Origin of the sequence: Acetobacter pomorum, assembly GCF_002738225.1 — a bacterium.
GTDB classification, from domain to species: domain Bacteria; phylum Pseudomonadota; class Alphaproteobacteria; order Acetobacterales; family Acetobacteraceae; genus Acetobacter; species Acetobacter pomorum.
The window spans coordinates 1-20,187 of the sequence record NZ_PEBQ01000043.1; the positions used below are offsets into that span (position 1 = coordinate 1).

The 20,187-nt window shown below is 50.3% G+C and carries 25 protein-coding genes and 1 pseudogene; 14 read left to right on the forward strand and 12 right to left on the reverse strand.

The genetic code is table 11. The features are described 5' to 3' along the window. Positions 1-509: 509 nt before the first annotated feature. A complete protein-coding gene (locus tag CSR02_RS03245; protein WP_063355034.1) occupies positions 510-752 on the forward strand; it encodes a type II toxin-antitoxin system Phd/YefM family antitoxin in 243 nt (80 codons plus the stop codon). Further along, positions 749-1,174, forward strand: a complete 426-nt coding sequence (locus tag CSR02_RS03250) for a type II toxin-antitoxin system VapC family toxin (RefSeq protein ID WP_063355035.1) — start codon at positions 749-751, stop codon at positions 1,172-1,174. Before CSR02_RS03245 ends, CSR02_RS03250 begins: the two co-directional genes overlap by 4 nt. A 259-nt stretch (positions 1,175-1,433) precedes the next feature. Here CSR02_RS03250 and CSR02_RS03255 read toward each other — a convergent pair whose 3' ends face one another. Next, complete coding sequence (locus CSR02_RS03255; protein ID WP_099540561.1) at positions 1,434-2,513, reverse strand: IS5 family transposase; 1,080 nt, start codon at positions 2,511-2,513, stop codon at positions 1,434-1,436. Positions 2,514-2,682: 169 nt separating this feature from the next. Continuing rightward, positions 2,683-3,135 (reverse strand): Rrf2 family transcriptional regulator, encoded by a 453-nt coding sequence (locus tag CSR02_RS03260; protein WP_099540562.1) that lies wholly within the window; start codon positions 3,133-3,135, stop codon positions 2,683-2,685. Positions 3,136-3,238: 103 nt separating this feature from the next. Here CSR02_RS03260 and CSR02_RS03265 point away from each other — a divergent pair, with 103 nt between their 5' ends. After that, complete coding sequence (locus CSR02_RS03265; RefSeq protein WP_099540563.1) at positions 3,239-3,721, forward strand: DUF2938 family protein; 483 nt, start codon at positions 3,239-3,241, stop codon at positions 3,719-3,721. 4 nt (positions 3,722-3,725) lie between these two features. Here CSR02_RS03265 and CSR02_RS03270 read toward each other — a convergent pair whose 3' ends face one another. Next, positions 3,726-4,655 (reverse strand): helix-turn-helix domain-containing protein, encoded by a 930-nt coding sequence (locus tag CSR02_RS03270; protein WP_099540564.1) that lies wholly within the window; start codon positions 4,653-4,655, stop codon positions 3,726-3,728. 149 nt (positions 4,656-4,804) lie between these two features. On the opposite strand from CSR02_RS03270, the gene CSR02_RS03275 reads away from it, so the two are divergent. Further along, complete coding sequence (locus tag CSR02_RS03275; RefSeq protein WP_099540565.1) at positions 4,805-5,551, forward strand: SDR family oxidoreductase; 747 nt, start codon at positions 4,805-4,807, stop codon at positions 5,549-5,551. Between the two features lie 40 nt (positions 5,552-5,591). On the opposite strand, the gene CSR02_RS03280 is transcribed toward CSR02_RS03275, so the two are convergent. After that, positions 5,592-6,503 (reverse strand): LysR family transcriptional regulator, encoded by a 912-nt coding sequence (locus tag CSR02_RS03280; protein WP_099540566.1) that lies wholly within the window; start codon positions 6,501-6,503, stop codon positions 5,592-5,594. 115 nt (positions 6,504-6,618) lie between these two features. Between CSR02_RS03280 and CSR02_RS03285 the strand changes: the two genes are divergently transcribed. The 6 genes from CSR02_RS03285 (at position 6,619) to CSR02_RS03305 (ending at position 9,800) form a co-directional block, all read left to right on the forward strand. After that, on the forward strand, positions 6,619-6,951 hold the full coding sequence (locus CSR02_RS03285) for a YciI family protein (RefSeq protein WP_003626994.1): 333 nt from the start codon (positions 6,619-6,621) through the stop codon (positions 6,949-6,951). Positions 6,952-7,003: 52 nt separating this feature from the next. Next, positions 7,004-7,171 (forward strand): hypothetical protein, encoded by a 168-nt coding sequence (locus CSR02_RS16970; protein ID WP_244176753.1) that lies wholly within the window; start codon positions 7,004-7,006, stop codon positions 7,169-7,171. A 120-nt stretch (positions 7,172-7,291) separates the two neighbouring features. Next, positions 7,292-7,891, forward strand: coding sequence for an MBL fold metallo-hydrolase (locus tag CSR02_RS03290; RefSeq protein ID WP_238704104.1), 600 nt, complete (start codon positions 7,292-7,294; stop codon positions 7,889-7,891). 393 nt (positions 7,892-8,284) lie between these two features. Beyond that, positions 8,285-8,530 (forward strand): type II toxin-antitoxin system CcdA family antitoxin, encoded by a 246-nt coding sequence (locus tag CSR02_RS03295; protein ID WP_099540567.1) that lies wholly within the window; start codon positions 8,285-8,287, stop codon positions 8,528-8,530. After that, positions 8,531-8,836, forward strand: coding sequence for a CcdB family protein (locus CSR02_RS03300; RefSeq protein ID WP_099540568.1), 306 nt, complete (start codon positions 8,531-8,533; stop codon positions 8,834-8,836). A 178-nt stretch (positions 8,837-9,014) separates the two neighbouring features. Beyond that, positions 9,015-9,800 carry a hypothetical protein gene (locus tag CSR02_RS03305; protein ID WP_238331202.1) on the forward strand — a complete coding sequence of 262 codons (786 nt, stop codon included), beginning with the start codon at positions 9,015-9,017 and terminating at the stop codon, positions 9,798-9,800. A 210-nt stretch (positions 9,801-10,010) separates the two neighbouring features. Here CSR02_RS03305 and CSR02_RS03310 read toward each other — a convergent pair whose 3' ends face one another. From CSR02_RS03310 to frmR, 7 genes are all read right to left on the reverse strand, one after another. Further along, a complete protein-coding gene (locus tag CSR02_RS03310; RefSeq protein ID WP_099540569.1) occupies positions 10,011-10,724 on the reverse strand; it encodes an HNH endonuclease in 714 nt (237 codons plus the stop codon). Between the two features lie 313 nt (positions 10,725-11,037). After that, entirely contained in the window at positions 11,038-11,334 is a 297-nt protein-coding gene (locus CSR02_RS03315) for a helix-turn-helix domain-containing protein (RefSeq protein WP_035379786.1), read from the reverse strand. Beyond that, positions 11,331-11,672 (reverse strand): type II toxin-antitoxin system RelE/ParE family toxin, encoded by a 342-nt coding sequence (locus CSR02_RS03320; protein WP_035379788.1) that lies wholly within the window; start codon positions 11,670-11,672, stop codon positions 11,331-11,333. Before CSR02_RS03320 ends, CSR02_RS03315 begins: the two co-directional genes overlap by 4 nt. A 494-nt stretch (positions 11,673-12,166) precedes the next feature. Then, positions 12,167-12,994 carry an S-formylglutathione hydrolase gene (fghA, locus tag CSR02_RS03325; RefSeq protein WP_099540580.1) on the reverse strand — a complete coding sequence of 276 codons (828 nt, stop codon included), beginning with the start codon at positions 12,992-12,994 and terminating at the stop codon, positions 12,167-12,169. 25 nt (positions 12,995-13,019) lie between these two features. Next, positions 13,020-13,421, reverse strand: a complete 402-nt coding sequence (locus CSR02_RS03330) for a VOC family protein (RefSeq protein ID WP_099540570.1) — start codon at positions 13,419-13,421, stop codon at positions 13,020-13,022. Positions 13,422-13,480: 59 nt separating this feature from the next. Then, positions 13,481-14,590: an S-(hydroxymethyl)glutathione dehydrogenase/class III alcohol dehydrogenase gene (locus tag CSR02_RS03335; protein ID WP_086654297.1), complete on the reverse strand. Its 1,110-nt coding sequence runs from the start codon at positions 14,588-14,590 to the stop codon at positions 13,481-13,483. Between the two features lie 41 nt (positions 14,591-14,631). After that, positions 14,632-14,907 carry a formaldehyde-responsive transcriptional repressor FrmR gene (frmR, locus tag CSR02_RS03340; protein ID WP_003626675.1) on the reverse strand — a complete coding sequence of 92 codons (276 nt, stop codon included), beginning with the start codon at positions 14,905-14,907 and terminating at the stop codon, positions 14,632-14,634. A gap of 523 nt (positions 14,908-15,430) precedes the next feature. On the opposite strand from frmR, the gene CSR02_RS16250 reads away from it, so the two are divergent. After that, complete coding sequence (locus CSR02_RS16250; RefSeq protein ID WP_143225527.1) at positions 15,431-15,688, forward strand: hypothetical protein; 258 nt, start codon at positions 15,431-15,433, stop codon at positions 15,686-15,688. Between the two features lie 85 nt (positions 15,689-15,773). On the opposite strand, the gene CSR02_RS03345 is transcribed toward CSR02_RS16250, so the two are convergent. Then, the gene (locus tag CSR02_RS03345; protein WP_099540571.1) at positions 15,774-16,352 is read right to left on the reverse strand and encodes a hypothetical protein; all 579 of its coding nucleotides are present in this window, start codon (positions 16,350-16,352) and stop codon (positions 15,774-15,776) included. 358 nt (positions 16,353-16,710) lie between these two features. Between CSR02_RS03345 and CSR02_RS03350 the strand changes: the two are divergent. The 3 genes and pseudogenes from CSR02_RS03350 (at position 16,711) to CSR02_RS03360 (ending at position 20,021) form a co-directional block, all read left to right on the forward strand. Next, positions 16,711-17,502 (forward strand): annotated as a pseudogene (locus tag CSR02_RS03350) (aminoglycoside phosphotransferase family protein). Between the two features lie 143 nt (positions 17,503-17,645). Next, entirely contained in the window at positions 17,646-18,227 is a 582-nt protein-coding gene (locus CSR02_RS03355; protein ID WP_099540572.1) for a hypothetical protein, read from the forward strand. A gap of 285 nt (positions 18,228-18,512) precedes the next feature. Beyond that, positions 18,513-20,021, forward strand: coding sequence for a tyrosine-type recombinase/integrase (locus tag CSR02_RS03360; protein ID WP_099540573.1), 1,509 nt, complete (start codon positions 18,513-18,515; stop codon positions 20,019-20,021). Positions 20,022-20,187: the final 166 nt, after the last annotated feature.

A 20,187-nucleotide genomic window follows, 5' to 3' on the forward strand; every position in this document is an offset into this window, starting at 1 on the left:
CATAATTAAGGGAATTAATAACGTGCTGAAATTTCAGAATATTGACTAACATAATTAAGGAATTTCGACAGTTTGTCGAAAACCAGAAGATAATGATAATCCGCCGCTGACTGCCGTTTTTGTCGCCGAAAAAACCACTTAATCGCGATAAAAATGCAGAAGATAATGATAAAAATCCACTGATTGATGATAAATAGACACAAGAGGCTACAAGCCAAACGGTGCGGTGACGATCAGTTGCCCCGTATTCTCACCTTGGGGTGCAGCCAGACCATATAATTGTCTGCCGTGAGTGGTTCATTCGCCTCAAACAGAGGCTCAAATTAGATTGACTGCAATTAAGGGCGCCAAATGGCGCCAGATTCTCCTCACAGTAAACGACTTTTTTCAACAGAATTCTTTGTAAGAGGACATTCACTCGGTAAGTCGGCTGATCTCGGCTGAATTTTGATACACTGAAAAGAATGTTCATGCTATAAAGTGACCAGTTTAGTAGTCAGGAGTGTGATATGCAGACTGTGAATTTGGTAGATGCAAAAGCCCACCTCAGTCGCCTGATTGATCAGGCAATGCAGGGCGAGCCTGTTCGCATTATGCGTCGAGGAAAGGTTATTGCACAGATCAACAAGATTACACGCGAGCGTAGACCTATAAACTTGAATGCTTTACGCGCTCTAACGGCAAACATGACACCCCAGACAGTACCAGCAAGAGATATGATGCGGGATATGCGCGACGAGGCACGATATTGAACGTCTATATCGACACATCCGTGCTGGTTGCGGCGCTGACCAACGAAGCCGAGACAGAGCGAATGCAGTCGTGGCTTGCCAGACAAACTCCAGACGATTTGTTTATCAGTGACTGGGTTGCTACTGAATTCTCTTCAGCGCTTTCAATCAAGCTACGGACAGCACAGATCACAGTGACCGATCGTGCTAATGCTTTAGCCCTATTCACCCGCCTTTCCGCTGAAAGCTTCGAACTTCTGCCTGTAACCACCCAGCAGTTCAAAACGGCAGCTCGTTTCTCAGATCAATATACTTTGGGGCTGCGAGCAGGTGATGCTTTACATCTCGCAATCTGCGCGGATCATGGAGCGACGTTATGCACTCTGGATCGACGCCTCGCTGAGGCAGGACCTCATGTCGGTCTTAGGACAGAATTACTGTAATTTGTTTGTTATGGGAGAATTCTGTTGGAAAAGTCAGGTCGAGGTGCCCAGTTAGAATTTCGTATGCAATCAGGAATGAAAATTCCCCACGATTACAGCATTCTAAATATTGCAATATCGGACCTGGAGGGATCGAAGAACCGTTGGTTGATGCGCCTGGCTCTTGATTTTGAGCTTTTGGCGATTTGATTTACGGTTCTTGAAGTAACATTCGCTCTGCGTTTTGAGCAGATCGGGAACTGCCTTCCCTGCTGGATAACTACGCGCACGCGTTCAACCTTTCGAGGAAGAGGAAGCGGCGCATGTTGTAGACGATATTGGCCAGGCCAATCCTCATGGTGGCCCGGGTGATACCAACTGTTCGGACGAACAGCCCGGTCTGTGATTTCTGGTCAGCAAAGACATGCTCGACGCGGGATCGGATCACGGACTTTCCAGTATTCGATTTCTGGATATGTCGGGGCATAGGCTTGAGATGCGGCTTCTTCCTGTGAACCTTTGAGACAAAGCCGTGCTTTTCCATGAAGTCTTCATTGGCTTTTGAGCGATAGGCCGTGTCAGCCCAAACGCTTGAGGCCGTATTGGTTTTATCCAGCAGCCCCTCTCTCAATCGCGCACCATCACTGGCGGCGGCATCCGTCGTCTTCCATTTCCGGATCAGTCGAAACTTCCGGTCGATGGAGACGTGGGATTTGTAGCCAAAGAACGGGATGGCGAGATCCGTTGCGGGCATACTCCCGTCATCCTGACGCTTTGCCTTGGTAAACTTCAGCGTCCATCGCGCATGACGGTCCTTGTGGGACAGTTTTGACGGCTTGTCCTGCCAGTCTTCAGGAATACGCCCAGCCCGGAGATCCGCTTTCTCAGCGTTGGTATTGCGCTGCTTTGGAGCAGCCACCAGCGTGGCGTCCAGGATCTGGCCCGACATCGGCAAATACCCGGCGTTGCGCAGGATCACGTCAAATCGGTCAAACAGTCTTTCAATGGCACCCGCCTGTGTCAGACGCTCGCGAAACAACCAGATTGTTTTGGCATCCGGCACGCGGTCCGACAGCCCCAGACCAAGAAAGCGCATGAAGGAGAGACGGTCGTTGATCAGATACTCTGTCCGCTCATCAGACAAATTGTTCAGCGTCTGGATCACCAGAATTTTGAACATCAGCACCGCATCAAATGGAGGACGACCCCCTTTACTTCCATCGGAATACGCCACAGCCTTCTCCAGATCAGGGCGGAACACCTCAAAATCCACAGTCTGGGAAAAGGCTTCGAGCTGATCCCCCAGCCCGCTCAGACGCGCCAGCCGCTCTTCAACATCAAAGAAACCGGTCTGCTTCATCTTCCACCATCCCCAATCAACGCCGAAGAAATGGAATCACACAAAATAGCTCAGAGCCAAGAGGTTTTTCGAACCCTCCACGTCATGTAGCTTAAACCACTCACTGTTTGCGACATCTGAATTCCGGGAGGCACAAGGTCAGCATCAATCCTGGCCATCAGCCCTTGGTCTACTTGCAGAGCGTGGCCGGAGCATGGCGCGCTGCTAGCCTCTGATGGAAGTCGGCATGAAGCGCTGCAAGTGTAATCTGGCCAAAACGCGCGAGAAGTTGGGCCGTAGCATCCGCAAGGACGCCACTCATTGCATCGTTAACGGCTTCCTCAACAAGGCATTCAGTCTTTTCACTCCGGTTCCCTATGGCGAATAATCTTGGGGCATCAAGAGCCTCGTAAATATCTCGCAGCGTTACCCGATCCAACTGGCATGAAAGCGTCCACCCCCCGCCATGTCCTTTCTCGGAGTGCACATATCCATGCTCACGCAGACCGCCCATAAGACGTCGCACAACCACGGGGTTGGTGTTAAGGGCGCGAGCTAGGGCTTCTGACGTCATGGGACCACCTGCTTCTGCCATATGCAGGAGTACGTGGAGCACACAGGATAATCTGTTATCTTGTCTCATGTAACTTCATGTGTTGCTAGAGTGCGATTTCGTCAGTATATCATGAAACTCGAAAAGTGACATGAAAGTGTGCGCGAACACTCTTACTTCGAGGACATGCTGTATGAATTTGCTCGAAATTCTGACAGTCGGCGTCGTGGCGACTGCTGCATCCGATATCTGGCAACAAGCCCAGAAACCATTGACTGGAATTCCTGCTGCCAACTGGTCTGTCACCGGCCGCTGGGTCATAGGGTGGCGTGACGGCAGGATCTATGACCCAATGATTGGAAAAAGACCCATCCTGAAAGGAGAGGCTGTTGTCGGCTGGGCATTTCATTATCTGATTGGTGCTATTTATGCTGCACTGTATCTCAGTTTTGTGACTGTCATAGCAAAGACAGTCCCCACATTGTTGAATGGTCTGATCTTCGGACTCATTACGCTTTTAGCGCCATTTCTGTTTATGAAACCTGCTCTGGGCGGCGGTTTTTTCGGACTTAGGGCTCCCAATCCTGAAAAAGGACTATTTCTCAGCATCAGCGCTCATGCCGTTTTCGGAATTGGCTTGTATTTAGGTGAACTGTTCTACCAAAGTCTTTTTTGAAACTTTATTTATTTAATGAATGCATTTTTCTATAATCACGAGGACTGAGACCGGTTACTCTGCGGAAGACCTGAGCAAAATGACTTGGGCTTTCGTATCCAGTTTCCAAGGCAATCTCGATAATGGAAAGACTGGTCTTGCGAAGCATTTCTGATGCCTTCTGGACGCGGTGCTGCATGAACCAGCCAGACGGGGTTTGTGCTGTGGTTGCACGAAATGATCGACTGAAATGAAAACGGCTCATCCTACACAGTGCAGCGAGGGCATCCAAATCAAATGGTTCAGCCAGATGTGCTTCCATATGCTCAAGAACTCTGCAAAGTTTCCATGTCGGCAAGAGGGTGGATCTTGGCTTTGCCTCACTCTTGGTGTCAGCGTACTGTCTTAGTAGATGAACTGTTAGACTTTCAAGAAGACCATTTACAAATAAGGGATTTGCAATGGCGGGAGATTGCATTTCAGCTACCAGACCACTCAAAATGCCTGATATAAAAACGTCCTGTCCTCCCGAGACATCCCGCATTCGAATACGTGAGGAGTTCAGATTTAATGACATGCCGGCTCGGTTAACAAGCTCAAGTCCAAGATAGAGATGCAACACTTCAAAACAAGTGTCGTCCTTGCCCTGCCAACGCATCAGATAGGGTGTGTCCGTCTGCGTGAGGTAAAACGTTCCAGCTCTTGCCTTGCTCTGTTCCCAAGGTCCTGTCAGTTCACGCTCTTCAATATTTGCTTCTCCGCTGATAACCCAGACAAGCAAGGGTTCTGCGACGGCAGGCACAAGAATTTCGTCTTCTTGTAACGGGCGAGAGAAGATCTGGACGTCAACGTCGTTCCAGACATCCCCTTCACTTTGTGCAATTTTCTTCCCGGGGAGAAGTTGCTCCAGTGCCAAACTGGCCGCACGCCGAGAAGGAAGGCAGGGCACCCCCATCTGTTACACTCCCTAATTTCCATGCACGACTATCTATAGCGCAAAATCGCAATAGTTTCAGCAAGAAGCCAAGAGAGATATCTTCTGGCATAAATTACACCTCCTTCGACAAACAAGGGCGATTGAAGGCTCGTTGTGTGGAGAAGGTTATGAACATTGCAGGAAAAGTTGCTCTGGTGACCGGAGCATCCAGTGGCATTGGTGCGGCAACAGCGCGCAAACTTGCAGCAGAAGGAATGACAGTCGGCCTGGCGGCACGTCGTCATGATCGCCTGAATGCACTTGTCAGTGAGATTACCAAGGCTGGCGGTCGAGCTATTCCTCTGGTGACGGACGTTACTGACCTTGTCTCGTGTCAAGAAGCGACAAAGAGCTTGATTGCCCAATTTGGAAGGATTGATGTTCTGGTCAACAATGCGGGCCTAATGCCCCTATCTAGCGTTGACAGCCTGAAAGTGGACGAATGGCAGCAGATGGTGGATGTAAATATATCGGGTGTTCTTAATGCAACGGCAGCCGTTCTTCCGCAGATGATCGCACAGCATTCGGGCCATATTTTTAACATGTCCTCGATTGCAGGCCGGAAGGTCTTTACGGGTCTCGCCGTTTATTGTGCCACCAAGGCTGCGGTGACAGCGTTTTCAGACGGCCTAAGAATGGAGATCGGACCAAAGCATAATATCCGCGTTACCTGCATTCAGCCGGGAGCCGTAAAATCGGAGCTTTACGACCACATTACAGATGCTGATTACCGCAAACAGATGGATGATCTTGCAGCGTCCATGACCTTTCTCGAGGGCGAGGACATAGCAGACAGTATCCTTTTTGCTCTGAAATCACCTGCACGTATGGATGTTGCAGAACTGTTTGTTCTTCCGACTGAACAGGGATGGTGAACAGGAACTGATTACCAACTGAGCTTAGGAGTCAGGCACCCTACCGTCGAAAAGAGGCTTCAGGCTGGAAAGCCTCTTGAAGCTCGGTCACAAAGACCCGCAGCTTTGGTGTCATAACCGGACCTGCGTTATAGAGCAGGTGCACGGGCCTGTCCGGAACTTTCCACCTGGGCATAAGCCGGACAAGCCGTTTGCTTTTAATATCAGGAAGCAGGGCCTGCTCATATCCCAGCAGAATGCCGTCGCCAGCAAGTGCTGCAGAATGCAGAACACTTGAATCATTACTGATTATCCGCCCGGAGACGGTGACAGGCCAGGTAACGCTTCCTTGAGAAAAGTGCCAGGTCGTTACAGGGCCGCCGGAATTTTCATACACGAGACACTCGTGGCGCATCAGATCATCGGGCTGCCCCGGAAAACCGTGTTTTTCCAGATAGGTGCGAGCCGCACAGATGACCCGACGATAGGCCGTCAGAGGGCGACTGACCACTGTAAGGTCCGCCTCCAGTTCACCAATTCGGATCACAGCCTCATGACCATCCATTGTGGGGTGAACCAGTTGGTCTGTCAGGGATAAATGCACTTGAATTTCTGGATATCTTTTTTGAAAACTATGAATAAATGGCAGCAATACTGTTCGCCCAAAAGTGACGGGAACACTGGCAGATAATGTGCCACGCGGTGTGCCAAGCGTATTGGCTGCCAGACTGTCCGCTCGTTCAACTGCTTTCAGGACAAGGCGACACTGCTCGCAATAGAGCCGGCCTGTTTCGGTCAGACTTTGTCGGCGGGTAGTTCGATGTAACAGACGTGTACCAAGGTGGCGCTCCAGAGCCTCTATATGCTTCGCTACCATCTGCGGCGACAAAGTCAGATGCTGGGAGGCCGCAGCAAAGGACCCCAATTCCACGACCTTGATAAAAATCTTCATGCTGGTTAACCGGTCAAGCATTCATCATCCTCAGTTGTGACTGATGTCTCGTATCGACAATTTATCCAGCGAAAAAGAGGAATATGCTAAAGGCTTCGAGTGATTGGCAAGTCCAGTTCTGGTGGAGACTTTCGAAATGCCCGTTTATCTTGTTCGCATGGATCACCCTGATGGCGAGGGATGGGGACAGCATGTCGCAGCACACGTGTTGTATCTCAGGCGCCTTATTCAGGAAGGCAGCCTGCTGGCGTCCGGTCCGTTGAAAGGGACCCCATTGCGCTCCGGCTTTCTGATTATGAAAGGCGCCAATCGGCAAGAGATCGACGCGATGATTGCCGGTGATCCCTTTGCATCCGAAGGTTTGATTTGTGATCTGCGGATTGAAGAATGGGACCCACTATTCGGGTGCCTGTCAAATCATGCAACAGGCAAACTCCCGCAAGAATTGAAGTCTCTTTTCCCTTCATGACGACAGCGCTGTGTTTTTTGAGAAATAAAAACGAAAAGAGAGCCTTGGGATTATGAACGATCTTCAGTGGTATGCTGTAGGGGATGCCCGCATACTAAAAATACAGGATCTTACGCTGGCAGCACTCACTCCAGAACAGTTGCTTCCTGACTGGGATGATGCAACGGCACTTCAGGCCTATTCTGATCTACCTGAAACGCTGGATGCTTCAGAAACGTAAAGTCCTTTTGAGCGTTCATAGCTGGCTCATCAAGGATCGCGGTCGGAACATTCTTGTGGATACGGGGCCGGGAATAGCAAGGCTCGACCTGCTGCTCTGTTTTTCGATCACTTGCAGACCGTGTGGCTTGAAAATCTGATGCGCGCTGGCGTCCGACCAGAAGATATCGATTTTGTTCTTCTCACCCATCTGCATGTTGATCACGTGGGGTGGAACACACGCCTGCAAAATGGCATCTGGGTTCCGACCTTCCCGAATGCCCGATATGTCTTTTCTAGAGCTGAATATGATTTTTTCAGCAATCCGGCTCATGATAGCGTCCGCAATAAAACCAGTTTCATGACACGCATTGATAGCGTTGATCCGATTATCTCGGCGGGTCTTGCAGATCAGATTGACGTGGACGGATCGGATGTTCTCGAAGGAATTTCCTTTCATCCCACACCGGGGCATACACCACATCACGCATTTATTGTGCTGAAATCAGGTATGGAGCGTGCGCTCTTCACGGGTGATGTCATGCATCACCCCATTCAGGTATGTATTCCGGAGTGGAGTGCCGTTTTTGATGCAGATCCTCAGATAGCCATCATATCGCGCAAATGGGCTTTGAATTATGCTGCCGAACACACCGCAGCAGTATTCACATCGCATTTTCCGATGACATCCGCTGGAAAAGTGATGACATACGACCATGGAAGGGGTTGGTCTTTCCTCTAGGGCTGCCATTATGTCCGCTGTTCACCTCGTTCAATTCCATTGCGGACATTCCGCTTTCCCCTCCATTGTCGACATAAACGCTAAAGAGATAAACTCTCAAATTTCACTTGCTGTTTTTATCACTAATCAGTGAATTTTTCTCGGCTAAATAGAATATTATCCGTATTAAATGGATTTATAACTCACTGATAAAAAAATATTCTAATTATCATGCCGCATGGAAACTCCATCAACTAAGCGGACAGCCCCAGACATTCCGGTGTCGCTCAGGTCAGACGTCAAAAGAATTGCTTGAGCTCTTGGAAAGTGTCCATATGTCGGGATAAGAGTATGCATATGGAGATGCGCATAAATATGTGCTAAACTTCGGTTTCCAGGACATGGAGTAAAGCTATGGTTCGCCCGCATTCCGCCAGCCCAACACGTCGTCCGACTAATGTGACGTTGCCGTCTCAGTTACTCGAAGAAGCCAAATCGCTTGATCTCAACATATCGCAGGCCTGCGAGCAGGGGGTGAAGTCAGCGATCGCTTCAATCCGTGCTCAACAATGGCTCGCAGAGAATCGCTCATCCCTTGAAGCATCCAGACAATATGTCGAAGAGAATGGTCTTCCACTCGCAGATTATAAGAACTTCTGAATGGCCCGTTTTGATGTGTATCGTTTGGCCAGACGAGGTGAAGCGCGTTTTGTTGTAGATGTACAGGCAGATCTACTTGATGAATTGGGCACCCGCATCGTGGTGCCACTTTTAGCACAGAAAGTGGCACCCAAGCCAGCAAAGAGACTGAATCCTGTTTTCACAATAGATGACCAATCGTTCGTTATGATGACGCAGTTTATGGCTGCTGTACCTGAACGTGATCTGAAGAAAGGCGTGACTTCATTGTCTCTTTATCAGGATGAAATAACCCAGGCTATCGATCTGCTTTTAACTGGTTTCTGAGAGACAGCTTCAGTCGATTTCCGCCTTCTTCTAAGACATAAGAACTCCCCGCCATGCTCCCGTAAGCAGACTTCGATCGATTTGAAATCTACAGGCCTTTTGGAGCGCGCCGCCTAACAGTCAGTTCTGCTCGACATAGATGACCACTTTTTTTTTGTTGACGGGTTAGATTTTCATCGTGGATCATAGCCCGCGTCAGATAAGAGAACTTGCGAATGCTTTTATTGTGCCATTAACCGATCGCTTAATAGCCTCGATATCGCTGGTGTTCGCTATGATTGCCGCGATTGCAGGTGGGTTCAGTGCCTTCTATGCATGGCGTGCGGTAGGCGAGGCTCACACCCAAGCAGTGGCATCTGTGGAACAAACTGCTATCGCGAGGGAGGCATTATTTTCTCAAAATCGACCATGGCTGAAGATAGTATCAATCACCGATACTTCCATATCCAAATACTCGGATGAAATAGCTTCTGTTGTTAAATTCAACGCTCACCCAGTATACAAGAACCTAGGGTCAGGATTGGCTCAGGACGTACAATTCATTGCAGGGATATACGTGATAGGAGCTGGTCCAAACCCAAAAGAACTCTGCCGAAACTACGCAAAACATCTTCATTCAGATGGAGATATAGTGTTTCCTCAAGAAACCAGTAATGACGGAGGATATAATACTTTTCAATTTACGTTTGAAGATCTTGAAAAAGAAGCAAATAAAGTGTTGACGATAGAACCGAGATCGGAATTATACCTCGGCGTAACAGGCTGCCTACTGTATCGCGGCCATGGAAACAGCTCTGTTCTCATTTCTGGCTTCAACGGCACAATTGATCTGGATAAGGACGCTAGCTCTAAACTCAATATTCCCGAATCAAAATACTTATCTCCTTATTCGGCTCTATTCCAAGGTCCCCGAAACCCTGAGCTGAAAGTGCATGTGCATCACATGAACTACTGGGCCGAATGATCATCTTCGTGTTTGTATTTTGAGACCGAGCCTGATCTGCCGGAGATGTCTGCTTCGGCTGGCTCCTGGCGAAAACCCGACACTCCGCTTTCCCCCCAGATCTACTCAGTGGTACAGAAGCAGACAGGCAGCAATGCCTGCATTTCGGCTATTCAAAGCCCCTCAGTTATTTTTCCAAACCGGTTGTTCAAATGGCCAGCGTATTAAGCATCAAACAAATCCATGTAATCGGCGGTGATTGTCCAGAAACGGATGATGTGCTGGACTTACATGACTTAGTCTCATCCCTGAGGTAATTCCTATCAAAGCCGCTTGTTCACGAGGAAGGCGATACTCGTCTATTAAGATGCTTCCGTCGTTCGCAAAGCTGATCAGGCCCTGGTCAAATGCGGCATCCAGATGCGCGGCCAACAACAAACCATTGTACGGGTTGAGCCGGTTAATATTGCTCGAATCTCGCCATGGCTGGATATGCGAGGCACGCAACAACGCACGCGTGGCGCAGCCAGTGACCGCACAGCACTTCCAATGCTCATCCAATGATGCCCTGAACATACCTTGGCCGCGCCGTGCAGCGATTACCGCCTGCCGTTCGGTCTCCTGTTCTGGCAGATCGGTGGCTTCAGCAATGTCCTGCTCGGCATTATTTTGATTTTGCGGATGCCGCCAGCCCATTAGAACAAGTAGCTCTTTCAGAGCATAAACGTCCTCGACATTGACAGCGATACCCATAGCCTTGGAGCTCGCCCCAATGCGGAATGCACTCATGTTATCGTTCTTGTACTCTCGATTGGGTTCTGACTTACCCACACGAGTTTCATCAAAACCAAGAATTTGGCCGACATCAAGATGAACGACAAGCGGCTGCTTCTTTACTGGCTTGGGCTCGTCTGCAAGACGCTTGCGGTCAACTTTTAGATACACCCTTTAGTTTCTTAACGTTGAATGACTGAAACCAAAGGCATGCGTTTTTTCTTCGTTAAACTCGAAGCCGAAGTATATCAGAAGGTCTTTTATTTCAAACGTATTCAGCATGATTTATTATAGTCTCTGGGGCTATAGTTCGGTGGGCGGAACTGACAATAAATTTTTCGGTTTCTCTGATCGATTTTAGTAGAAGATTTCAAAAGGTTATAGTCTCAATCAGAGGTTATCTTTGCGATTTATTCACCCGAAACCGGACCTCCCGCCCCCCCCGAAGCAGCTGCTTCAATCAGCGTCTAGGGTCCCAGTTTTATCAGCGAGCGGCAGAGAGCAGTTCGCTGACCAACGATGGACGCTTATCTAACATCGCCAGCAAGACCTGAGCTGGTCCGGTTGGCTGACGACGACCATGTTCCCAGTTCAGAAGGGTTCCCTTGGCGACACCGATGCTCCTGGCGAACTGCGCCTGGGACAGTCCCGTTCGGGTTCTGATGGCAGCAACGTCCACAGACGGCACACGCACCTTATGGGTAATGCTGTTTTGTGCTTGAGCTTCCGAATATGCGAGAGCCTCATTCAGCCCCTGCAGAATGCTGTCATAAGTGCTCATGATGGTTCTCCATATTTCGCAATCAGTGTCTTACTCAAGTCTACTAGAGCGGCCTGTTCGGATCGGGTTAGATTGTCTTTTTCGTTTTTGGCAAAAACAGTCAGCAGGAACAGAGGCATATGTCTTCCGCCAAAGACATAAAGAGTTCTGTAACCTCCCCTCTTCCCGCTACCTTCACGTGCAAAACGAATCTTTCGCAGGCCGCCGCCCAGAGAAACCCCAGAGTCTGGCATTGCCGCGAGCATGTTAATCAGAGCCATACGATCGTCGTCTGACATCAGGGCTTTTGCCCGTTTTATGAATTCAGGCAGTTCAACAACAGTCTGCAGCTTTGACATTATCGGCAAATTATACGTCAACAGCCCATACGTCAATGACGTATAAATCAGAAGGTTGAGGCTTATAGCGGTTGTTCAGACAAACAGCAGCCCAGGAATTTCGCTGTATATCCAAAATCAACGGTTTTCTGCCACAAAATCTACGTCCGTTTCTCCCCTTTATTGCAAGTAGGTGGGCGCACGGAAAAAGGAAGGTTTGTCGAAATTCCTCAATTAGGAGAATCCTCGTTTTCGCGCCGTTCAACCCCGCGAAAATGTCCTTATTCGGGTTAAAACGAGTCCTCTAATTAGGTTAAAATAAGCCCGTTCTTAGTCGGGCTTATTTCACGCCGAGGACTCACTCCATGTCGGCTCTGAGGGGCAAACGGAATGTCTGCTTCCGGAAAAGATGCAGAAAGCCGCCAGTTAATTCCACAGTTTCCAAGACGCCCCTAACAGATTTCGTCTCCACCCGAAGCCAGAAAAGCGCGGATCCAAAAAATCTGACAATCTGTTCATCCTAGTTTACTCACGAAATGTCTGAGATGATCTGCAATGAAACTGGCTATAAAATAATAACTGTGATCGTAATCAGGACGAAGATTCAGAATGAGTTCCTGCCCTGCGTTCTGTGCGGCTGCCTGGAACAGTTGTGGCCTGAGTTGTTCTTTCAGAAATTGATCTGCCAAACCCTGATCTATCAGGACAGGCAGTCTTTCCGTCGCTGTCCGCACAAGTTCAAGCGGATCATAGGCCGCCCAACTGGCACGATCCGGACCAAGATAAGCGCTGAACGCTTTTTCACCCCATGGTACCTGCGTTGGCGCCACAATGGGTGAAAAGGCTGACACAGAACGATAGCGACCAGGATTACGCAGCGCGATCATGATGGCGCCAAATCCACCCATCGAATGTCCCGCAATACCTCGCTGCTGCGTAACCGGAAAATTCGCTTCAATCAGCGCAGGAAGTTCCGTGACGACGTAATCATACATTCGATAATGTGCCGCCCACGGTTCCTGCGTCGCATTGATGTAAAATCCAGCGCCCTGACCAAGATCGTAAGCATCGTCATCAGCCACCTCCACACCCCGTGGACTGGTATCTGGCGCGACAATGGCGACGCCCAGTTCCGCAGCCACGCGTTGCGCGCCAGCCTTGCCAATGAAATTCTGCTCCGTGCATGTCAGGCCAGAGAGCCAGTAAAGAACAGGAACCTTTTCAGTTTTTGCCTGCGGAGGCAGGTAAATCGCGAAGTTTGCTTTCACACCCAACGACACGGCATTGTGTCGCCAGACTTCCTGCACGCCCCCGAAAGAGGCGTGCGTTTCTTTGCGTTCCATGGCTTTCACGGCCTTATTGCGCACGTCAATTGCCGTCCGTGAAGGTAGAACTGCATATCTTGTTACCTGCCGGATCCCGGAGATAGGCGACATAAGCGCCCGGTAGATGGCTTCGCGGGCCGGGTGCGCCTTCATCGGTTCCTCCATTGGCGAGACCTGCGGCATGAAAAGCATCCACTTCGGCGGGTGTCGCTGCCGCAAAACCGATGGTGACACCGTTGCTTGAGGGCACTTCACCGTTGCCAGGACGCGCAATGATGAACGCTGGTTTCTCGCGGCCATACAGAATCCACCCATGCCCGAACGGCCCCAGGTTTTTTATGCCCAGAGCTGCAAGCGCGGCATCATAGAATTTCGCAGATACCGCAGTATCCACCGCCCCGAGAAAAACGTGAGAGAAAACACCGTCACCTGAAATAACTGCCATGATTGTTCTCCTGTAATTTCCAACCGTTGGAAATGATGTTGCGCCGCGAGACACAGACCTTAGAAATGAATGACGGAACGGATGGATTTTCCTTCATGCATCAGATCGAAGGCCGTATTGATATCTTCGAGCGGCATGGTGTGCGTTACGAAAGGCGCAAGCTCGATATCGCCGCGCATGGCGTCTTCGACCATTCCGGGAAGTTGGCTGCGCCCCTTGACACCACCAAAAGCCGTGCCGCGCCACGAACGACCCGTGACAAGCTGGAAGGGACGGGTTGATATCTCCTGACCAGCCCCAGCCACACCGATGACGATCGACTGCCCCCACCCACGATGGGCGGCTTCCAGCGCCGCGCGCATGACATTGACGTTGCCGATACATTCAAAGGTATGATCAATGCCCCAGCCGGTCATTTCCACCAGAACCTGCTGGATCGGTTTGTCATAGTCCTTCGGATTAAGGAACTCCGTGGCGCCGAACGCCCTAGCAAGTTCAAATTTTTCCGGATTGGTATCAATAGCGAAAATCCGGCCAGCCTTTGCTTGTCGCGCTCCCTGAATCACCGCTAGACCGATCCCGCCCAGTCCGAAGACGGCAACCGTATCTCCCGGCTGTACCTTGGCCGTGTTGTGTACCGCACCGATCCCGGTGGTGACGCCACATCCCAGCAAACAGACATGCTCTGGATTGGATGCGGAGTTGATTTTAGCCAAAGAAACCTCGGCGACAACCGTGTATTCGCTAAACGTCGAACACCCCATGTAATGATGGATCGGCTGACCTTTGTAGGAAAAACGCGTCGTACCATCCGGCATCACACCCTTACCCTGTGTAGCGCGCACTGAAATGCAGAGATTGGTTTTTCCAGACTTACAGAACAGACATTCACCACATTCAGCCGTGTAAAGCGGAATGACGTGGTCGCCGGGGGCAACGCTGGTCACCCCTTCCCCGACCTCGATCACAATTCCCGCGCCTTCGTGACCCAAAACGACCGGGAACAGTCCTTCGGGATCATCCCCTGACAGAGTAAACGCATCGGTGTGGCAGACACCCGTATGTGTGATCTGCACGAGCACCTCACCCGCACGAGGAGGCGCTACGTCGATCTCGACAATCTCAAGGGGCTTACCCGCCTCGAAAGCAACTGCGGCCCGTGATTTCATGATTTTTTCTCCAAATAACCTGTCAGTCAGCGTCGTGAGCATTACCGGAGATAGGATCGAACGAGTGACACCACATTCTCGATCGAACCACTGGCAGCATCACGATCACCGGCGCATTCAACAAATTCTTCCCGCAGGTGGCTTTCAAGAACACCGGCCATTAATCCGTTGATCGCTCCTCGGATAGCCGCAACCTGTTGCAGTACCGGACCGCAATCAGCCCCCTTCTCCAGAGCCTGTTCCAGCGCATCAAGTTGCCCGCGAATACGGCGCACGCGGGTCAGAACGCGCTTTTTCTCAGCTGGTGTGTGCGGCACGAAACGTTTACTCCGAATATACTGCCCTTGAGTATCCTTTCATACTATGGGGCAGTATGACAAGGATATAAGGATGTGCTTGTCATATGATCCGATCAAAAGTCCGTATCGCCGAAATTTTCACCGTAACGTCCATGGGGGGACTGCCTGTGTCTTGGAATCATTCAATAGGTGTAATCAGTGAAATCCAGACAAGCTCTACAACGAGGCTTTGAAGCGCTGATGTCCGCTATTTGACAAATAATCTTGTGGTCCAAACGACCGAGATGTAGGCGGAAGCAGACCCGTGCGTTGATAAACATGCGGTCGCGTTTTGTCTCCTAATTATGGGCTTTTTTCGCATCAATAAGGGACCTTCCCATAATTAAGGGTATCACTAACATGCTGAAATGTAAGAATATTGACTAACATAATTAAGGTATTTCGACATTTGTCGAAAACCAGAAGATAATGATAATCCGCAGCTGACTGCCTTTTTTGTCGACGCAAAAACCACTTAATCGCGATAAAAATGCAGAAATTAATGATAGAGTTGCCGGCCCGTGCAGACACGCCGGAAACCATGCAAACAGACCCAGAACTTCCGCTTACGCCTCATGCCGGACGCTCAAGCTCTTTGGAGCCCGTCTCAAAAGTGGACTTTCGTTTACGACCGGCCACGCAGCCCCGTTACGACCATCATAAAGTAGCTGGGGATATTGGCGAGCAACACCCGCATTACTTCTTCCTGCCGAGAGGTGGCTCACACCCCGCTGTGATCTATTACATTTCCTCACGCTAGGCTTAGGATTTTGGTAACGTATTGGCCTTGTGCCCGATTAATTAGTGATCTTAGTCCGTAGGCGAATACATAGTACCTTTGACTCCTAGCCCTCTTCTGCGCCGGAACTTACAATCAAACTATGATCACGAACGAAGCGTATCTCCGACATGCTTTGCACTTGTTCAAATAGACGTTTGCTAGTCGCCGACATAAGGGTGCCAAACCACGCAACCAACGCCTCCCGCTCAGCAAAAAATTCCAGCGCATCGTCGAAGTCCCAACGTGGCATCATTACCAGCTTGTTTTCCAAACTGAAGCATTCGGTTGTGAAGCTAATGCGCTGCCGATCAGCATCGGAGTGAGCTATGACCTTGTTGCGCCGCTCTAACAGTCGCTCATGCAGGGCACGTTCGTCAGAGCTGGGGCTAATCTTGATCTGTTTAAAACTAAGCAAAGGCAAATTATTAGCATTTGTGAAGGCGCGCCCATAGGCAATTACAGCGGTGTCTTCAAAACATCGATAGCGCCGTCGCTCGACGCGAGTAACGAGGCGATCTTCGTCAAGTTCACATATAAATTCCATGGCACTGCATGCCATCTGGAAATCAGCGAGGGACTGAACCAACCTGATCTGCCGCGGCAGTAGTTGTTCTGCGTCACCATCTTTTATGTTTTTTTCCAATTACATCCTCCATCTAGCACCGACAAACTAAATCTCTTTGTGGGAGGTAAGAAATACGACCCGAAAGCCAATAGGAAAATTCCGGAATATGCGGATAACTCGCCGGACACCGGGCTTTCCAGCCCCTCGGAATCCCTTGCCGAACGCAAGGCAAAAAATTCCGTCCTCGCAGGCTAAAAAGCAATTAAATCGTAACAGACTACCCAGATCGTTGGGGGATGGCTCCTTCCGCCCGCATGCCAGTCGTAGCGCGTGGTTCAAGCGTTTCCCAATAGCGGACACCGAATGAGAGTTATATGCTCCTAGCATGCCCGGTACCAAGCACCATACTGCCCTTGCTTCGGCGGCTACCGTTTATATGTCACGCTGGCATCTAGTTGCCGATGGCGCGCCTGTTCGGACAGCAAGTTCCTACTTGGTGCCGGTCACCCGCGATGGCTCCCCGGCTATGTTGAAAGTAACTTCTGACCCCGATGAACTTCGCGGCAATCATCTCATGACACTGTGGAATGGGCAGGGTGTTGCCGCAGTTATGGAACATGATTGAGGCGCTCTTCTTCTGGAAAGAGCAATTAGCGGTCGCACTTTCGCCGACCTCGTTTACGCAGGCTTAGACAATGAAGCAACGCGAAATCTTTGTGAGACAGCGGAACTTCTGCACTCATCTTCACGATTACAGCATGAAGAAATGCGGTCTTTGAAAAGCTGGTTCGCTGACTTGCTCGGTTTCTCCTCGAACAACGCAGAATGGTTGAAAGACTGCGGCCGTCAGGCCCACACGCTATTAAGTGATCCACAGGAGCAACTCGTCTTGCACGGAGACCTCCATCACGGCAACGTTCTGGATTTTGGGGCGCGAGGTTGGCGCGCGATCGACCCGAAGGGCCTTTATGGGGAAAGGGCCGCTGATTTTGCGGCTCTATTTCTGAATCCCGATCTTGCGGATTCACAGCGCCCCTACGCTATTTCTCCACAAAGGTTCGAGCAAAGGATCAGGCTTGTCAGCTCACATACGGGTGTTGAGCCTGTCAGACTGTTGCGATGGATTCATGCTTGGAGCGGCCTGTCCGCAGTCTGGTTTATCGAAGATGGGATTGCTCCGGAAACTCAGCGGGCAGTTGCGCATCTGGCGTCTGAGGCGCTCGGTTAAGAAGGCAGCAGAAGCTGCCGCTTTCGACTCTCATATCGGCCGTAAACCTGTTACACTGACGTTTCCGAAACAGACTCGGCCTCACTGGCCACTGAAACACGAAATTTTATCTACTCTAAAACCAAAATAGTAAGCTTGGAATTATGAATTTAGAAAACAATGATGAACTCGAAAAATTTAAAAGTTATATGCACGAGCGATTTAATGAACTTGAACGAGACAGTCGCGGCACTGCATGGGATTTTGTAGGGCTGTCGGTATCCTTGGATTATCTTGCTTCCCTTACCAAGATTAAAGTCAAAGTCAAAAGAAAAGAAGAATTAAAATGGCAATCAGGCCGTGAATATTTCACGATTTTCATTAATAAATTTTTCCCAGAAGCATATTCCCAGTTCACCTATAGAAATGGCTCCAATGACTTGCCAGAGCAGATGTATCGCACTCTCAGATGTGGTTTGGCACATGCCTTCAGCTTGTATGGCGAACCCGGTGGGCACGGTCGGACTGGATCAATTATGATTGGGCATGGGGAGGGTAATCTAATCCCCGCTCAAAAGGCACCGCCTCGTGATGATACTGTAATCCTGAATTTTATTCCCTTTATTAATGACGTGCGGACGGCACTTAACAACCTCATAGAGGCCGCCCGCTCTGATCCACGGTTAAAAGAGCGCCTGTTAGAACGTATTCGAGCGCAACCCCCACTCCAACTAATCCTCGAATAGTATCGCTGTTTAGCCGTGTGTAGAGATGAAAACTTGCTGGAGATCAGTTAGGCGTCAGTCTGACGGCTTTCTCTCTTCATCGCCGATGACCGGACCGTCCACTTGCCCCCCATTGTTACCGTTCAGTTGAGGTTGCTATTATCTTAGGGCACTGTGGTCTTATAGGCTCAGGCATACGATGGACCTCGTGATGCGGCGGACGCGCTCGTCGCGGTGCAGCGACTGCGTCAGGATATTGCTGAGGGAGCTGACTATGCTGGTTTTTCGGGAAAAGGATAACGAGCAATGCTTGATGCTCTACACCTGACCGGATCCTGGCCTGTTCTACGCTCGCGTATTCTAGAACAGGTAGACCGCCTCACCAGGCAGCGTTTGGCTCAATCCGACATTACGATCGACGTCCTGCGTCCCATTCTCTCGACAGCACGCTTCTCCCCGCCCCTTCCTGTCTTTATCGCCGGCAGCATGCTTCCGGATGGCTCTGCTCTCCCCGACACTGAATTGCCCGACGGTGCCGAACACACAGCCAGTGCGCGTAAACTTCTTGAGGGTGCCCTTTCCTCTCTCCCCAGCGGCTACCATCTCGAAGTAGCTCTTGAGATCGATCGACAACGCTTGGCGTTTGTCGCGTCGCTTGTTTCGTCGGACCATAACGAAAGACCATCTTTCCTTCCGAGCAAGGACAAGGTCAATTCTATCCCGACACCTGCACCTATCGGACAAGCTCCTGCCAATGTTGTCCGCTGGTTCTCGGCTTTGGCCGAAGCTGAGGTTCCCAAACATGACGGCCAACTGGAGACATCACAGGCAGCCGTAGGCACATTCGTTCAGATCGGTAAGGCCGCTAACACCCGCCGAGCCTACCGGTCGGCCATCCGTGGCTGGTGTGCATTTGCTGAACGTCATGACCTCCCTGCCCTGCCTGCGCGAAGCGAAGATGTTGCAACCTATCTAGCTGATCTGGCTTTGCGCGGACGCAAGCCAGCAACTATTGAACTCTATAGGGCTGCGTTGCGCTATCTTCATCATGTGGCACATCTACCCATACCTACGACACATGCTCTCGTCTCTGAGATGCTGGCCGGAATTCATCGCTCACCAAGCAAGACGCCACAACGCCGGGTAAAAGGTTTGACTTGGGAAATGCTCTGCGAGGTCGTTGATAAGATCCCTATGACATCGCTGGTGGATACACGTGACCGCGCCATTTTGCTGGTTGGCTATGGTGGAGCGCTTCGTCGCTCTGAACTGGCAGGGATCCAGCTCGAACACGTCACGCTTGATGAAGACTGCATGCGGATCACCCTACCCTACTCTAAGGGGGATAAGAAGCATCAGGGCACCACAATCGTTATTCCCCGTGGGATAACCAGACATTGTCCAGTTCGTGCGTGGGAGACGTGGCTACGGGAGTCAAAACTGACACCACGAAAAAACAAGTCAAACGAAACAAACACAGAGAGCACAAACGAGACGACTGCTGCCTTCCCAAGAATTTGGCTGCCTGCAACAGCGAAAAAAAATGGGACTGCTCCTGGTCCTAAAATCGGCACGCAAAGTCTTTCGGACTTTTCGATAGCCACAATCATCAAACGCCGCTGTCAGGCTGCGGGGATTGAGGGCGATTTTAGCGGGCACAGTCTACGTCGGGGTGCCATCACGACAGGCGCTCAGGATGGCATTGACCTGATGTCGCTCAAACGATTTTCCCGTCATCGCGATTACCGAGTTCTGGAAGCATATGTTGAAGAGGATCAGGCTTTTAAACGACATCCTGGTAAAAGTCGGTTTTGAAGAGAAACTTCATTACCGCCCTAAAAGTTCACACCCACTTACTTTTTCCTAAGTCATCATAGAAAGCTGAATCGTCTTGCTTGTTAAGACTCGACGTATGTGAACTTTTAGGGCGTTATCCGTAGCTATTTTACATAGGTTAAATGTGAACTTTTAGGGCCGAAGT

Coding starts and splice junctions, on each gene's coding strand:
- CSR02_RS03245 (WP_063355034.1), top strand. CDS start 510: ATGCAGACTGTGAATTTGGTAGATGCAAAAGCCCACCTCAGTCGCCTG.
- CSR02_RS03355 (WP_099540572.1), top strand. CDS start 17,646: ATGAATTTAGAAAACAATGATGAACTCGAAAAATTTAAAAGTTATATG.
- CSR02_RS03315 (WP_035379786.1), bottom strand. CDS start 11,334: ATGAGCACTTATGACAGCATTCTGCAGGGGCTGAATGAGGCTCTCGCA.
- CSR02_RS03270 (WP_099540564.1), bottom strand. CDS start 4,655: ATGGGGGTGCCCTGCCTTCCTTCTCGGCGTGCGGCCAGTTTGGCACTG.
- CSR02_RS03285 (WP_003626994.1), top strand. CDS start 6,619: ATGCCCGTTTATCTTGTTCGCATGGATCACCCTGATGGCGAGGGATGG.
- CSR02_RS16970 (WP_244176753.1), top strand. CDS start 7,004: ATGAACGATCTTCAGTGGTATGCTGTAGGGGATGCCCGCATACTAAAA.
- fghA (WP_099540580.1), bottom strand. CDS start 12,994: ATGGAACGCAAAGAAACGCACGCCTCTTTCGGGGGCGTGCAGGAAGTC.
- CSR02_RS03260 (WP_099540562.1), bottom strand. CDS start 3,135: ATGAGACAAGATAACAGATTATCCTGTGTGCTCCACGTACTCCTGCAT.
- CSR02_RS03265 (WP_099540563.1), top strand. CDS start 3,239: ATGAATTTGCTCGAAATTCTGACAGTCGGCGTCGTGGCGACTGCTGCA.
- CSR02_RS03255 (WP_099540561.1), bottom strand. CDS start 2,513: ATGAAGCAGACCGGTTTCTTTGATGTTGAAGAGCGGCTGGCGCGTCTG.
- CSR02_RS03300 (WP_099540568.1), top strand. CDS start 8,531: ATGGCCCGTTTTGATGTGTATCGTTTGGCCAGACGAGGTGAAGCGCGT.
- CSR02_RS03280 (WP_099540566.1), bottom strand. CDS start 6,503: ATGCTTGACCGGTTAACCAGCATGAAGATTTTTATCAAGGTCGTGGAA.
- CSR02_RS03330 (WP_099540570.1), bottom strand. CDS start 13,421: ATGGCAGTTATTTCAGGTGACGGTGTTTTCTCTCACGTTTTTCTCGGG.
- CSR02_RS03360 (WP_099540573.1), top strand. CDS start 18,513: ATGCTTGATGCTCTACACCTGACCGGATCCTGGCCTGTTCTACGCTCG.
- CSR02_RS03320 (WP_035379788.1), bottom strand. CDS start 11,672: ATGTCAAAGCTGCAGACTGTTGTTGAACTGCCTGAATTCATAAAACGG.
- CSR02_RS03335 (WP_086654297.1), bottom strand. CDS start 14,590: ATGAAATCACGGGCCGCAGTTGCTTTCGAGGCGGGTAAGCCCCTTGAG.
- CSR02_RS16250 (WP_143225527.1), top strand. CDS start 15,431: ATGATAGAGTTGCCGGCCCGTGCAGACACGCCGGAAACCATGCAAACA.
- CSR02_RS03295 (WP_099540567.1), top strand. CDS start 8,285: ATGGTTCGCCCGCATTCCGCCAGCCCAACACGTCGTCCGACTAATGTG.
- CSR02_RS03275 (WP_099540565.1), top strand. CDS start 4,805: ATGAACATTGCAGGAAAAGTTGCTCTGGTGACCGGAGCATCCAGTGGC.